Source organism: Streptomyces sp. NBC_00019, assembly GCF_045041015.1.
GTDB lineage: Bacteria > Actinomycetota > Actinomycetes > Streptomycetales > Streptomycetaceae > Streptomyces.
Window position 1 is genome coordinate 9,970,137 of record NZ_CP108302.1, and the last position, 14,675, is coordinate 9,984,811.

Annotated in this window: 11 protein-coding genes; 7 read left to right on the top strand and 4 right to left on the bottom strand. The window is 70.8% G+C overall.

Going from position 1 to position 14,675, the window contains the following annotated elements; genetic code table 11:
• Nucleotides 1-8: 8 nt before the first annotated feature.
• Both OHU89_RS46200 and OHU89_RS46205 read right to left on the bottom strand, forming a co-directional pair.
• Nucleotides 9-1,451, bottom strand: coding sequence for a polysaccharide deacetylase family protein (locus tag OHU89_RS46200; protein ID WP_405652001.1), 1,443 nt, complete (start codon nucleotides 1,449-1,451; stop codon nucleotides 9-11).
• A gap of 101 nt (nucleotides 1,452-1,552) precedes the next feature.
• On the bottom strand, nucleotides 1,553-5,290 hold the full coding sequence (locus tag OHU89_RS46205) for a hypothetical protein (protein ID WP_405652003.1): 3,738 nt from the start codon (nucleotides 5,288-5,290) through the stop codon (nucleotides 1,553-1,555).
• A 392-nt stretch (nucleotides 5,291-5,682) separates the two neighbouring features.
• Here OHU89_RS46205 and OHU89_RS46210 point away from each other — a divergent pair, with 392 nt between their 5' ends.
• The 3 genes from OHU89_RS46210 to OHU89_RS46220 all read left to right on the top strand — a co-directional run bounded on the left by OHU89_RS46210 (nucleotide 5,683) and on the right by OHU89_RS46220 (nucleotide 8,627).
• Nucleotides 5,683-6,882, top strand: a complete 1,200-nt coding sequence (locus tag OHU89_RS46210) for a sensor histidine kinase (protein WP_405654943.1) — start codon at nucleotides 5,683-5,685, stop codon at nucleotides 6,880-6,882.
• A gap of 240 nt (nucleotides 6,883-7,122) precedes the next feature.
• Nucleotides 7,123-7,818 (top strand): response regulator, encoded by a 696-nt coding sequence (locus OHU89_RS46215; RefSeq protein ID WP_405654945.1) that lies wholly within the window; start codon nucleotides 7,123-7,125, stop codon nucleotides 7,816-7,818.
• Between the two features lie 110 nt (nucleotides 7,819-7,928).
• A complete protein-coding gene (locus tag OHU89_RS46220) occupies nucleotides 7,929-8,627 on the top strand; it encodes a class I SAM-dependent methyltransferase (protein WP_405652005.1) in 699 nt (232 codons plus the stop codon).
• 79 nt (nucleotides 8,628-8,706) lie between these two features.
• Here the strand turns inward: OHU89_RS46220 and OHU89_RS46225 are convergent, their stop codons facing one another.
• Nucleotides 8,707-9,177 (bottom strand): MaoC/PaaZ C-terminal domain-containing protein, encoded by a 471-nt coding sequence (locus OHU89_RS46225; RefSeq protein ID WP_405652007.1) that lies wholly within the window; start codon nucleotides 9,175-9,177, stop codon nucleotides 8,707-8,709.
• 203 nt (nucleotides 9,178-9,380) lie between these two features.
• Complete coding sequence (locus tag OHU89_RS46230; RefSeq protein WP_405652009.1) at nucleotides 9,381-9,806, bottom strand: MarR family winged helix-turn-helix transcriptional regulator; 426 nt, start codon at nucleotides 9,804-9,806, stop codon at nucleotides 9,381-9,383.
• Between the two features lie 270 nt (nucleotides 9,807-10,076).
• On the opposite strand from OHU89_RS46230, the gene OHU89_RS46235 reads away from it, so the two are divergent.
• From OHU89_RS46235 to OHU89_RS46250, 4 genes are all read left to right on the top strand, one after another.
• Nucleotides 10,077-10,283, top strand: coding sequence for a hypothetical protein (locus tag OHU89_RS46235; protein ID WP_405652011.1), 207 nt, complete (start codon nucleotides 10,077-10,079; stop codon nucleotides 10,281-10,283).
• Nucleotides 10,284-10,541: 258 nt separating this feature from the next.
• On the top strand, nucleotides 10,542-11,723 hold the full coding sequence (locus tag OHU89_RS46240; RefSeq protein WP_266883465.1) for an ROK family transcriptional regulator: 1,182 nt from the start codon (nucleotides 10,542-10,544) through the stop codon (nucleotides 11,721-11,723).
• 379 nt (nucleotides 11,724-12,102) lie between these two features.
• Nucleotides 12,103-13,626, top strand: coding sequence for a sugar ABC transporter ATP-binding protein (locus OHU89_RS46245; protein WP_405652014.1), 1,524 nt, complete (start codon nucleotides 12,103-12,105; stop codon nucleotides 13,624-13,626).
• A complete protein-coding gene (locus tag OHU89_RS46250) occupies nucleotides 13,623-14,651 on the top strand; it encodes an ABC transporter permease (protein WP_405652016.1) in 1,029 nt (342 codons plus the stop codon). Before OHU89_RS46245 ends, OHU89_RS46250 begins: the two co-directional genes overlap by 4 nt.
• Nucleotides 14,652-14,675 lie beyond the last annotated feature (24 nt).

The window sequence follows — 14,675 nt, forward strand, 5'->3', positions numbered from 1 at the left end:
CTGTCAGGTCACATCGTGGCGCGCAGGTGGCTGACGGTGACGAAGTGGTAGCCGCGGGCGCCGAGGGTGCGCAGGATCTCGGGGACCGCGGCCACCGACGTGGCGTGGATGTCGTGCATGAGGACGACGCCATTGCGCTGCACCTTGCCGATGACGCTCTGCGCCACCTTCGCGGCGTCGGGGTACTTCCAGTCCTCGGTGTCCAGGGTCCACAGCACAGGTGAGAGCTTGGTGGCGCCGCGGACGGTGCTGTTGACCGCGCCGTAGGGCGGTCGGAAGAGGGTGGGTTCCTTGCCGGTCGCGGCCTTGATGGCCGTGCTGGTGCGGTTCAGCTGGTAGGCGACCTGCTCGGAGGTGAGCTTGGTGAGGTCGGGATGGCTCCAGGAGTGGTTGCCCACCTCGTTGCCGGCGCGTGCCTCGGCGCGGACCAGGTCGGGGTGGGCGACGACATTCTGCCCGACCGTGAAGAAGGTGCCCCGGGCGTCGTACTTCGCCAGGTAGGTCAGCAGGGTCGCCGTCTCCGGGACGGCGGGCCCGTCGTCGAAGGTCAGGGCGACGCACTTCACCTTCTTGCAGTCGGTGTCGTCGTCGCCGGAGGCCGTGTGCGTGGGTATGGCGGGGGTCGGGGTGGCGGCCGCCCCGAGGTCGAGCGAGCCGGACGGCCGCATGGTCTGCTGCTGGGCGCGCTTGGCGAAGGCGGACAGCCAAGGGGTGACCGTCGTCCTGGGGAAGGTCACGACATAGGTGCCGGCGGCGGGGGTGCCGACCTCGCCCCGGTCGAAGGTCACCCGCAGTCCGCCGTCGGCGGTATAGACCATGTCGTCCAGGATGGTGGTCTGGTTCGACGGGTCGGCGAACGCCTCGTCCACCGTGTCCGCGTCGGTGCCCTCGCGTCCCTTGAGCTGCTTCGTCAGGGCGGAGACGAAGGCGTCCCGGGACCCGTCGTCGATGAGCCCGAGCGCGGTGCGGTACGCGCCCGCCCGTCCGTCGTACCAATAGGTGCGCACACTCAGCCCGCTGCCTGCCGCGGAGTGGTCCAGGGTGGTGAGCCGGACGCCGAGGACGTCCCCGGAGGCGACCAGGAACTGGTGGCTGATGTTGAGTTCGCCGACATCGCCGGCCCCGCCGCCGTCGTCGCACGCCGAACGGAAGGTGGCCAGGCGACCGTCCACGTCCTTCTTCATCGCGGCTGTCATGGCCTCGGCGCCCGGCACGTCCGGGTAGCCGGCCGCGAAGGGGCAGGAAGTGTCCTCACTGCTGTCGTTGACGATCCGCAGACCCTTGATCTTCGAGGGGTCCACCGTGTGCACCGGCGCCGTGCCGGAGGTCGATCCGGGCCGCGCTCCGGCGGGCGTCGGGTCCGGCGTCCCGGAGGACACGGACGAACAGGCAGCCGTCAGGGAGAGCGAGCCGAGCAGCAGGAGGGAGGGAAACAGGAGATGCGTACGCATGAGACCAGAACCTGAACTAGAGGGCTTTTCGGAATCCGATCGTCCAGGTCAGAGGCGTTTTTCAGCGACCGTCACCGTCACGGTGAACAAAAGAATTCCGCTCAGCGCGCCGTCGCGCACACCTGCCGGTACGGCAGGTCGGGAACGTACGTTCGCCACTGGGCCTCGGTGAGTCCTCCGCCGACCCGGTCGCACAGGATGCGGGCGACGTCGTCCGCGCCGACCGGGTGTCGCTGGAGCAACACATCCGGACCACCGGCGTACAGGGTGGCGCCGTCGCGGGTGAAGGCGAGGGTGTCGATCTCGTCGCCGGGCGTGGGCAGATCGCTGCCGAGGAGCCGTTGCCCGGCGGTGTCCCACAGGCGAAGGGTGCCGTTGCGGCCGCCCACGGCGAGGGTGTCCCCGTCGGGGGAGAAGGCAAGCGCGCCCACGGCTTCGGGCTCGCCCACGGAGACGGTGTCGGAGGTGCCGGTCAGGATGCCCGTACGGGTGCGCAGGTCACCGTCCCACAGGGTGACGTGGCCGGTGGAGTCGCCGACGGCGAGCCGGGTGCCGTCGGGGCTGAAGACCAGCGCGGTGACCTGTCGGCCGTCGGCCAGGGCGCGGCCGCGCACGTGACGGGACGCCAGCTCGGCGTACCGGTCGGCGGAGCCGGCGACCAGTCGGCCGTCGGTCCGCAGGGCGAGCCTGTCCGCGTTGAGGGAGCTCAGGCCGGCCGTGCGTCGGTGGGCGGCGGTGTCCCAGACCTCGGTCGTGCCGTCGCCGCTGGGTGAGCGCGCGGCCAGCAGTGTCCGGCCGCCGGTGCCGAGGGCGAGAGCGGAGACGATGCGGTCCGCCGCACCGGACGTCTGGAACGACGTACGGATCCGGTGGGCGGGGACGTCCCAGATGGTGAAGCGCTGCCGGAGGGAGCCGCGCGAGGACACGGTGTCGGCGACGGCCAGGGCCCGACCGTCCGGACTGAAGGCCAGTGGTGGGGCACCGTCGGCACCGTCGTCCGGCAGGGCACCGAGCGTGGTGCGGGCGAGGACGGCGCCCGTGCGTGCAGCGCGCAGTTCGAAGCGGTAGCCGGGGCCGGAACGGGTGGCCGTGGCCAGGACGGTGCCGTCCGGGCTGAGCGCGGTCACGTCGGCCGGGGTGCTCTGCCAGTGAGCGTCCAGGCGGTCGCTCAGGTCGTACGTGCGCACCGTGGCGCCGTCGAGATGGCGCAGCGTCCGGCCCTTGCCCGGGGCCCAGGTCAGGCCGCTCACCTCGGCACCGGCCAACGGAGTGTGGAAGACCTCCCCGCCGCCGAGGCCCAGCGACCACGCGGCGATCTCCTGGTCGTCGGCCGTGGCCAGGAACCGCCCGTCGGGGGAGAGGACGGCCTGGGTGAAGCCACTGGTGCCGCTGCTCTGGAAGTCGGCGACCTGCTGTCCGCCGGAGATGTTCCAGACCGTGGCCGTGTTGCCGGAGAGCACGGCCAGGCGTCGGCCGTCCCCGCTGAACCGCAGCTCACGGGAGCCGTGGTCCGCCCCCGAGCCGGTGCCGCAGACGGTGCCGCCCGCCTTCTCCCAGGAACCCCGCAGCCTCGTGCCATGGACGGTGTCCCACACCTGTGGTGCGCCGTCGGCCGGGCACAGGGCGAGGAGGCGGCCGCCTGGGCCAATCGCGGTGGCGGTGAGGGCGCGTGGCGTGTCCGTGCTGAACACCACCTTGCCGTCGCCCGCCCGGTGCACCTGGACCGGACCGGGACCGTCCACCGGCCCGGTGCCGAAGGCGCTGCCGTCGGACGCCGCCCAGTAGGCCGCGTCACCGAGTTCGGCGACGGGTCTGTGAGCGGCGAGGTTCCACAGTTCGCCGCCGTCCTGGCCGGTCAGGACGACAGAGCGGGCGCCGAGGCCGGCGTCGGAGACCTCTGCGCCCGCGGGCAGCCGGTAGGTGGCGGTGACACGGTGGTCGGCCACGTCGCGAACGGTCACTTCGGAGCCGGTGACGGTGATGAGGGCGCGGCCCTCATCGGTGAGGAAGCGCCGGGAGTTCTCACCCGTCTGCGGGTCGGTGAACGCGTCCCGCTCCGGTCGGGCCTGGGCGTCGAGCAGGGCCGAGCGGGACTCGGTCAGCGGAGCGAGCCGCCAGGCCGCGACGGAGAGCAGGGCGGCGGTGCGGGGGTCGGCGGAGCGCAGACTGTCGGCGACGGTGGCCAGGCGGCGGGCGGCCGCCTTGGCCGCCTCTTCGTCACTCGCCCGGTCGCGTTGCCAGGCCAGGAGGCCCGCGGCCAGGGCCAGGACGAGGAACGCGGAGAGCCCCACGGTGAGCAGACGGGTACGGCGGGCGGCTCGCGTCCCGGCCTCCCGCTCGGCATCGCGCGCGGCGCCGGAGGCGTTGAGGAAGTCCCGCTCCAGCGTGGCGAGGTCGTCCTGGGACTGCCCGGCGAACAACTCCTCGGCCTGGGTCAGCCGCGTGCCCCGGTACAGCGCTCCCGGGTCCCGATCCAGCTGCTGCCAGGCACGGGCCGACTCCCCGAGCAGCCGCTGCGCCCGCAGCCGCCCCCGGCCCTCCTCGATCCAGCCGGCCAGCCGGGGCCAGCCGGTGATCAGCACCTCGTGGGCCAGCTCGACCGTGTCACCGTCCAGGGTGACCAGCCGGGCGGCGGCGAGGCGTTCCAGCACGTCCCGCGCGTCGGACCCCAGCTCGGCCCGGGACGCCGGGCGGCGCGTGTCGGGGGCGCCGTCGCCGGGGGTGATGAGCCGCAGCAGGATGCGGCGGGCGGTACGGTCCTGCTCCGGCGCGAGGCCGCCGTAGACCTGCTCGGCGGTCGCGGCGATCGCCCCGCGCACACCGCCGGCCTCCTCGTACGCGGCCAGGGTGAGAGTGCGCCCGCGGCGACGGCGCCAGGTCTCCAGCAGGGCGTGCGAGAGCATCGGCAGAGCGCCGGGCTGGTCGGTGACCTCGTCGATGACGCGGGCGGTCAGCGCGCGCTCCACGTTCAGGCCCTTGGCGACCGCGGGCTGTGTGATCACGTCCCGCAGTTCCTCGCGGCCCATCGGCCCGATCAGCAGGGTCGCTCGACCGACCGCCTCCGCGAGCTGCGGATGGGTGCCGCAGTGGCCGTAGAAGTCGCCGCGCACGGCGATGGCCACGCGCAGCCGGCTCGCGGGCTCGCGGGCGGACAGCAGCAGATCCAGGAAGCGGTCGCGTTCCGCGCGGTCATGGCAGAGGGTGAACAGCTCCTCGAACTGGTCGACGATCACCCAGGTGTCCAGACCGCAGTCCTTGCCTTCCCCGTTCCCATCGGACTTCGGGACGAGCGCTCGCTCGTGCGTGCGCGCGGGCTGTTCACCAGGGGTGAGTACCCGGATCACCGCCGGGCGGTCGGCGCCCTGCGCCTGCCGCAGAGTGGGGATCAGCCCGGCCCGCAGCAGGGACGACTTGCCGCTGCCGGAGGGGCCCGACACGACCGCGAACCGGTGCGCGCGCATCAGGCCCAGCAGCTCGCCGACCTGCTTGTCCCGACCGAAGAACAGATCACTGTCACCCGGTTCGAAACGGGCCAGGCCCCGATACGGTGCCCGCTCCTCGGCCGAGGCCGCCCGGACGTCGGCATCCGCCTCCCGCCAGCGCCGCTCCCATTCGTCGGGGTCTTCGTCCAGTACCTGGACGTACGCCCGCAGCAACGCCAGCGAGGGCAACTGGTCGCCGGCCGCCGCCTGCGACAGCGCGGTCGTCGAGTATCCCACCCGCTCGGCCATCTCCCGGTACGGCGGCTTTCCCGCCTTCTCCCGCAGCAGCCGCAGTTCGTGCGCGAGCCGCTGCACGGGTCCGGCATCGGGATCCACCGGCTTTTCTCGTCGTCCCACCGGGCCGTACCTTTCGCCCTGCAAACACACCAGTGATCGGCGGCCAACCTACGTCCGACGGTAGAGCGGAGCCAATTGCGGCTCATTCCGCGGACGCGGGCTCGCCACGGCCGGAGGCACGGCGTGGAGCTGTCCGGGGCCCACACAGGGAGGGCGTGTGAGCCGGGGCCGCCTGAGCCGTCGGCGGGGGAGTGCCGTGGGCCGTGTCCGAGTCTTGGCCCCCGCGAATTGGTCAGTAGCCCTTCTCGGGTCCTGAAAAATCGGGGGAGATCTCTGTTCGCGCGAGGCCTCGGATGTTCGGCCGGGGTGCGCGGCCCTCTGCGTCGCCGAAGATGGCCATTCGGCCGATCCGGCTGTGTCGGCCGGAGGGCTAGGGTCGCGCCGTGGATCTCCTGAGCAGCATGCGCGCCCTCGGTGCGTCTCCCGGACCGGACGGGCGTCGGCAGGGCCTCCTGCGGGCGTTCGGCATCGTCCTTCTTCTGTCGGCGGCAGGCGTGGACCTGCTGTTCGCCGGTCTCGACGGCGGTTCGCGGTGGCCTCAGCCGGTGGTCCTGCCGGTCGGTCTGGCCGCGGTCCTGTGGCCCGCCGCCCGGCGGCCGGCGTGGCTCACCACGGCGGTGCGCGCCGCCGTGCCCGCGGTCCTCTCCGGCGCCGTGACGGCCGCCGTGTTCCTGTCCGGGCGTGAGGCGCTGGACGGCCCCGGCGAACAGGCGATCCTGTTGTGCCTGCTCCTGATCGCGGTGCGCGACTGCCCCATGCCGTGGGCGGCGGTGGGCGGCGCTCTGGTCGGTGCGGCGATGCTCGCTCTGCCCTACAGACAGGCTGCCGACGGCTCGTCGGTCAACCCGTTCGCCATGGTGCTGCTGGTCGGTGTGGTTGCCGGACTGGGCGGGTACCTGCGCGCCCTGGACCACCGCCGCCGCGTCGCGGTCACCGAGACACAGCGAGCCGAACGCCTTGCCATGGCCGCCGACCTGCACGACTTCGTGGCCCACCACGTCACCGGGATCCTGGTGCAGTCACAGGTGGCCCAGCTCCTGGCCACGACGGATCCCGAACGCTTGGCCAAGATCCTGAAGGACGTCGAACACTCCGCCACCGAGGCCCTCGCCTCCATGCGCCGCACCGTCGGCCTGATGCGCGAGACCCCGGAGGCCGCTAGGGCCGACCGCAACCCGGCGGGCGATCTGGCCGCGCTCCCCGAACTGGTGGAAGGCTTCGTCGGGCCGGTCGGCCCGAGAGCCGCACTGCGCCGCGATTCCTCGGTGCCCGACGACCTGCCGCACGAGGTGCAGGCAGCTGCCTACCGTGTCGTCCAGGAGGCCCTCACCAACGTACGGCGGCACGCCGCCGACGCCACCGAGGTGACGGTCGGTCTGGTCCACGACGGCCGCGCGCTGCAGGTGACGGTGCGCGACGACGGCCGCGGCGGCGCCCGGTTGCCGACCGCCGCACGGGGCGGCGGCTTCGGCCTGGTCGGACTGACCGAACGAGTCACCGCGCTCGGCGGCGAGTTGCACACGGGACCCCGATCCGACCACCGGGGCTGGCAAGTCACGGCGATCCTGCCGACGGAGAAGTCATCGTCGTGACCGCCTCGGCAGCCCTGCCGGGTCCGTGACACTCCGTCATCCGTCGTTCGGCCGACGTACCTTCCCTGGCGGTTGGTGATTGTGGCCGTTCGGCCGAGGCGGCCGCCCTGCCACGAGGGAAGAGTGAGCCCGGTCGACGCCCACACCGCATGAGTACGCGACGGCCCTGCGCGCATGCCCTCCCTGTCATGTGGCCGGGGCGCGTGGACTTCGCAGGTGACCGGAACAGGAGAGATGAACATGGTGATCCGGGTGGTGGTCGTGGACGACCAGGACATGGTGCGTTCGGGGTTCGCGGCGTTGCTGTCGGCGCAGAGCGACATCGACGTCGTGGGGGAGGCGCCCAACGGCCGTCTCGGTATCGAGGTCAGCCGCAGCACACACGCGGACGTGGTGCTGATGGACGTACGGATGCCGGAGATGGACGGGCTGGAGGCCACACGACAGCTGCTCGACCCGCCGCCCGGCGTGGTGCACCGCCCCAGGGTGCTCATGCTGACCACCTTCGACATCGACGACTACGTCTACGAGGCCCTGCACGCCGGAGCCAGCGGCTTCCTCCTCAAGGACGCCCCGGTCTCCGAACTCGTGCAGGCGGTACGGGTGATCGCCGCAGGTGAGGCGCTGCTCGCCCCGTCCGTCACCCGACGCCTCATCGAGGACGTGGCCCGGCGCCGCCCCGTCCCGCGCCGGGATCCGCGTGTGCGGTTGAACGGCCTCACCCCCCGGGAGACGGAGGTGCTGGTGCTGGTCGCTCAGGGCCTGTCGAACGCGGAGATCGCCGCCCGGCTGGTGGTGGCCGAGCAGACCGTCAAGACCCACATGTCCCGGCTGCTCGCCAAGCTCGGCGCCCGCGACCGGGCGCAACTCGTCGTCATGGCCTACGAGTCGGGGCTGGTCGCCCCGGGCAGGCCGCACCCGGCCCAGGGCACGTAGTACCCGGGTCCGACACCGGAGTTGGCACCCGGGTGTGACGTGGCCTGACGTTCCCGCGCCTTAGCGTCACCGCGCACTGACCAACCAGACCGGTTTCGCACGGAGCGCGCATGCACCAGCACATCGACATCGACCACATCATCGGGCTCTACCGCGCCTACGCCCACGATCTCGACCGAGTCCGCGAGAAGCAGCGGAAACTGCTCGCGCCGCCGATCTCGCTGAAGGCCCAACTCGACGACATCGAGGCGGAGATCACCTATTTGCTGCTGCGCGAGGCCCGCCCGGAGACGGTGGTGGAGATCGGCACCTTCCACGGCTGGTCCACCACCTGGATCCTCCAGGCCCTGAGGGACAACGGCACCGGCCACCTGTACTCGTACGACATCGTGGACCACGTCGTGGGCAACGTCCCCGCGCAACTGTCCACCGGCCGCTGGACGTTCACGCAGGGGGACGCCCGGGAGAACCTGGAGAAGATCCCGGACACCGCGGACTTCCTCTTCATCGACGCGGCACACTCCGCGAGCTTCGCCCGCTGGTACATCCGCGAGCTGTTCCCGCGCATACGGGCGGGCATCCCGGTGTGCGTCCATGACGTTTTCCATGGCCGTCGCCCGCTGCCGTTCACCGAGGGCGCGGTCGTTCTGCGCTGGCTCGCCGATCGGGATAACGCCTGTTTCACCGCGTCGCGGGTGCATGACCTCGAGACCCACGACCGCCTGAACGACGTCAAACGGTCCCTTGCTCTGGGCCATCCTCTCCGGGAGAGCAGGGACAACCCCATGATCTTCTTCACCCTGCGCTGAGGCCGCACCGCGCCGACACAGAGGTGCCCCGGCGGCCTGGGGAGTGCGCCGCCGGGGCTGCTCGGAACGGACCCGTGCGTCAGGCCGCGCCGCTCGCGCTTCCGTCCGCAGGTCGGTGTTCCCAGAGCGTCTCGCCTTGGACTTCCATGACGACCGTGCCGGAGTCGTTGGTGAGGGTGCCCCGGCTGCGGACCACGGCTGTGCCGTCGTCGCGCGGGCGGACCTCCATGATCTCCATGGAGCCGTGCAGTACGTCCCCGGGCCGGACGGGCGCCCGCATGCGCACGGGTCCGAGTTCCCGGCCGGCGATGAGGGCGGCGCGCGACAACACCGCGTCCACCACTAGGCGTTGCAGGAGCGCGGCGGTGTGGAAACCGCTGGCGATGAGGCCCCCGAAGCGGCTCGCGGCCGCAGCGTCCTCGTCCGTATGCAGGGGGAGAGGGTCGAAGCGGTGGCCGAAGTCGAGGATCTCCTCCCTGGAGACCTTGGTGCTGCCCAGCTCGAACACGGTTCCGGGGTGAAGGTCCTCCGCGTAGAGCACGGCACTCACCGCCGTTCCTGCGGCGAAGCAGACCCTGCGTCGTCGGGGTGGTGGCGCGTGACGTCCGGCGCGGGGCCGAACCCTGCCGGGTCATGGTGCCGGGTGAACCGGTGGCTGTGCACACCGTGTCGCATGCGGGTCTCCGTTCGTGTCCGTGTCGCGGTGGCTGATGACGGCCCGGTCCTCGTCCGTCGGGCGGGCCGGCCCGGGGCTCAGTCGAGTTCCGTGACGAACCGCCAGAGCAGACGGCCGAACGTCTCGACGTCCTCCTCCGGCCATCGGCCGAGCCGCTCTTCGAGCCCCTCGCGCTGGTGCTGCCTGACGCGGGCCAGGCAGGCGAGACCGGTGTCGGTGAGTTCCAGCAACTTGGTCCTGGGCCGCGAGGGATGGGCCACCCGGCGCAGCAGGCCGTCATCTTCCAGTGCGGACAGCTGACGGCTGACCGTGGACTTCTCCAGGCCGTATCGCTCTGCCAGATCGGAGGCGGTCGGCTGGGGGAAGGACCCCACGTAGGACAGCATCGTGTAGGCGACGAAGGACAGTTCGTCGTACATCCTGTTCTCGCGCACCTTGGCGTTGCGGGAGAACAGGATGATCGCCTCGTGGATCACGTCGAGGGGTTCGTTCCACGCTGCCATGGCGCCATCATCGAGTTGTACGAAGCAACTGTCAAGGTTGTACGGCACAACTCTCACCCTTGGTGTGTCACCTGAGTCCGGACGTCGCGGTGCCCGTGCCGAAGCCGCGCTGGAGGACGAGGAAGAGGATCAGGACGGGCGCGATGTAGACCGCGGCGCCTGCCGCGACGAGGGTGCAGAGCCTGGTGCAGTGCTCGTTGGCGTAGTCGCCTGCGACCTTGACCGCGAGCGTGGTGCGGTCGCCGTCCAGGAACAGCGCGGGGTTGGCGGATGTGGTTCAAGGACGAGTCCTACGGGTCGTGCACCGCGGCCGCCGACAGCCCCGACCTCTACCAGTGGCGGCCCACCGGCCTCGCGGTCGGCCACCGCCCGCACGAGGGCCCCAACGTCTTCGAACTCGGCGTCGGCCACTACTGGATGATTGTCGACGAATGGCGCGGCCAGGGAGTCCTGCGCTCGGACGACCTCGCCACCTAGGAGTGCCAGGGGCTGATCCTCGACAAGCCGGATGGCTTGGTCAGTACTGCCGCCGACCCTGTCGTAGGACTCCCGAACGTCACCCATCCAGACTTTGTCCTGAGTGTGGAAAAAGAAGCGCCCTACTCCGACGTAAGTACTTCCCAGTCTGGAAAATCGTTGTTACGTTCCTCTTCAACAGCCTGACGGTGCAGTCGGTGCAGACAGGCTTCTGGATCCCCGGCCGTGGGTGAGGGGAGAGGAGGGATCGTGCGACGGATGACTGCTCGACCTGAGAACGCGCATCAGGCGCGGCTGCTTCGTCTGCTGCGTGACAACGGGTCCAACTCTCGTGCCCAGCTCGGTGATCTGGTGGACCTGTCCCGCTCGAAGCTGGCCGTCGAAGTGGACCGACTGTTGGAGACGGGGCTGGTTGTCGCGGACGGGCTGGCACCGTCCCGGGGCGGCCGGCGGTCGCACAACATCCGGCTCTCGCCGACGCTGCGTTTCCTCGGTGTCGATATCGGTGCCACCTCGATCGATGTCGCAGTGACGAATGCGGAGTTGGAGGTCCTGGGGCATCTGAATCAACCGATGGACGTCCGTGAGGGCCCGGTCGCGGTCTTCGAGCAAGTTCTGTCCATGGCGGCGAAGTTGAAGGCGACGGGGCTCGCGGAGGGTTTCGACGGTGCCGGTATCGGCGTGCCGGGGCCGGTTCGTTTCCCCGAGGGTGTTCCGGTGGCTCCGCCGATCATGCCGGGCTGGGACGGTTTCCCGGTCCGGGAGGCGCTCAGTCAGGAGCTGGGCTGCCCGGTCATGGTCGACAACGACGTGAACCTGATGGCGATGGGGGAGCAGCACGCGGGCGTCGCGCGTTCCGTGGGCGACTTTCTCTGCGTCAAGATCGGCACCGGTATCGGGTGCGGCATCGTCGTCGGCGGTGAGGTCCATCGCGGTGCGACGGGCAGCGCGGGCGACATCGGGCACATCCAGGCCGTGCCCGACGGCCGCCCCTGTGCCTGCGGCAACCGGGGCTGCCTGGAAGCCCACTTCAGCGGGGCCGCGTTGGCCGGTGACGCTGAGCAGGCCGCGCGTGAGGGCCGGTCGCCGCAGCTTGCCGCCCGGCTGGAGACGGCCGGGCGTCTGACGGCCGAGGACGTGTCGGCTGCCGCTGCAGCGGGCGACGTGGTGTCCCTGGAGCTGATTCGGGAGGGCGGGAAGCGTCTGGGTCAGGTCATCGCCGGGCTTGTCAGTTTCTTCAATCCGGGGCTGGTGGTGATCGGTGGCGGTGTGACCGGGCTCGGGCACACGTTGCTGGCCAGCGTTCGAACCCAGGTGTACCGGCAGTCGTTGCCGCTCGCCACGCGCAATCTGCCGATTGTGCTGGGGGAGTTGGGACCGGCGGCCGGAGCGATCGGCGCGGCCCGGCTCATCAGCGACCACGTCTTCTCGCCCGCCTGACCGCTGCCCGACCTCATCGGCAACGGACCACCACTCGCGCCACTGCACCCCCGTGGCGTCGCCACGACGTCACTGCAACCCCACTGGCGTCGCCCCACAACCATCGCGCCTCGGTGACCCCATGGCGCCATCACGACACCCGTAGAACCACGGCAACACCACCACCGCGTCACCACAGCCCCGCCGTCTTCACCACATGAAGCGCCGGCGGCCGGCTCCCACCCCTGCATGACTCCCAGGCCATTGGGCCTGCCTTGCCCTGCTCAGCCTCTGCGCCCCGGCGGCACGCCGCCCCGGGCTTCCCAGAGCTGTCCACGTACCCGATCCACCTTGTCCGGCTCCGCTCGCTCACGGCCCGTACCTGCCGAGGGGATTCCACATGGCACCGCCATCAACCCTGCTCACCATGTCCGGTATCACCAAGTCGTTCCCGGGTGTTCGCGCCCTGGACGGTGTGGATCTCGAGGTCGAGGCCGGCGAAGTCCACTGCCTGCTCGGCCAGAACGGAGCCGGAAAGTCCACATTGATCAAAGTGCTCGCCGGAGCGCACCAGCCCGACAGCGGTGAGATCACCTGGCAGGGCGAGGCCGTGACCCTGGGCTCGCCGATCGCCGCCATGCGCCTGGGTATCGCCACCATCTACCAGGAACTCGATCTGATCGAGGGGCTGTCCGTCGCGGAGAACGTGTTCCTCGGGCACGAGCCGACCTCCGCCGGGTTCGTCGTGCGCGGCTCCGCCGCCCGTACGGCCACCGCGGAGTTGCTGGAACGGCTCGGGCACTCGGAGATCGACCCCTCGCGACTCGTCGGTGACCTGTCCGCGGCGCAGCAGCAGATCGTCTCCATGGCCCGCGCACTGTCCCACGAGGTCCGGTTGATCGTGATGGACGAGCCGTCCGCGGCGCTGGACCCCGAGGAGGTGGACAACCTCTTTCGGATCGTGGGTGATCTGACCCGTGAGGGGGTCGCCGTCATCTACATCTCCCACCGTCTCGAGGAGATTCGGCGCATCGGCGACCGGGTCACGGTCCTGAAGGAGGGTCGGTCGGTCGCGGGCGGTCTGCCCGCCGAGTCGACGCCGACCCAGGAGGTCGTGGCCCTGATGACCGGGCGGAATGTGGAGTACGTCTTCCCCGATCGCCCCGAGACAGGGTTCGCCACGGGGAAGGAACCGGTGCTGAGGGTCGAGGGGCTCACCCGGCGAGGGGAGTTCGCGCCCGTCGATCTGGAGCTGCGGCCCGGTGAGATCGTCGGTCTGGCCGGGCTCGTCGGGTCCGGGCGCAGCGAGATCCTGGAGACGATCTACGGGGCTCGCCGTCCTGACGGCGGTCGGGTCCTTGTCGAGGGCACACCTCTGCGCCCGGGAAGTGTTCGCGCCGCCGTCCGTGCCGGCATCGGCCTGGCGCCCGAGGAACGCAAGGCGCAGGGCCTGCTGATGCTGGAGTCCGTCAGCAGCAACGTCTCGGTCTCCACCCTGTCCAGGTTCGCCCGCGCGGGCTGGATCGACCGGCGTACCGAGCGGGCCGCGACGCACCAGGCGGTTCGGGAACTGTCCCTGCGCCCGGACAATCCCGATGCCGCGATCAGGACCCTGTCCGGTGGCAACCAGCAGAAGGCGGTCCTCGCACGCTGGCTGTTGCGGGGCTGCAAGGTGCTGCTGCTGGACGAGCCGACCAGGGGTGTCGACATCGGCGCCCGGGCGGAGCTCTACGCCGTGATTCGCCGGCTGGCCGACGAGGGCCTGGCCGTACTTCTCGTGTCCAGTGAGGTGCCCGAGGTCCTGGGTCTCGCCGACCGGGTGCTGGTGCTGCGTGAAGGCAGCGTCGTGCACACCGCGGACGCCCGGGAGCTCGACGAGCACCGTGTACTCGATCTTGTGATGGAAGGGAGCCCGACGCCATGACGCAGCCGGCCACCGCGGCGCAGAAGCAAGCGCCGACGTCCACCGCCAAGTCCCCAGGGGGCAAGGACAGTTCACGCCGCCCCGGTCTGCGGTGGGACGTGCGCACGCTGTCCTTGCTCGGAGTCCTCGCCGCCCTCGTCGCGGTCGGCGGGATCACCGCACCGGACGAGTTCCTGGCGACGAGCAATCTGCAGCTCGTCCTCACCCAGGCGTCCGTGATCGGTGTCGTCACCGTCGGCATGACCTTCGTCATCACCAGTGGCGGGATCGACCTGTCGGTCGGCGCGATGGTGGCTCTCGCCTCGGTGTGGGCGACGACCGTGGCCACCCAGGAGTTCGGGTTCGCCGGCATCCTCTTCACCGCGGTGATCGTCGGTGTGGGCTGCGGCCTCGTGAACGGTCTGCTGATCGCCTACGGCAGGATGGTGCCGTTCATCGCGACGCTGGCCATGCTCGCCTCGGCCCGTGGCCTGGCGTTGCAGATCACGGACGGCAGCACCCAGGTCGTGAGCGTGGACTCGGTGCTCGATCTCGGCGGCAGGGACGCCTACGTCCTCGGCATCCCGCCCCTTGTCCTGATCTTCGGCGCGGTCACCGTCATCGGCTGGCTGCTGCTCAACCGCACCACCTTCGGCCGCCGCACGATCGCGGTCGGCGGCAACGCGGAGGCCGCCCGCCTCGCCGGCATCGACGTCCGCCGCCAACGCCTGTACCTGTACCTGCTGTCCGGACTGTGCTGCGGTATCGCCGCGTTCATGCTGATCGTGCTCGCCGGCTCGGGCCAGAACACCAACGGCAACCTCTACGAGCTGGACGCCATCGCCGCGGCGATCATCGGCGGCACCCTGCTCAGCGGCGGCCGCGGCACCATCATCGGTTCCGTCCTCGGGGTCCTGATCTTCACCACGATCACCAACATCTTCGCCCTGAACAACCTCGAGACCGCTGTCCAGCAGATCGCGAAGGGCGCCATCATCGTCGCCGCCGTTCTGGTCCAGCGCCGCTCGCTGCACGGCGACACCTGACGCCGTACCGCACACCGCCGGACG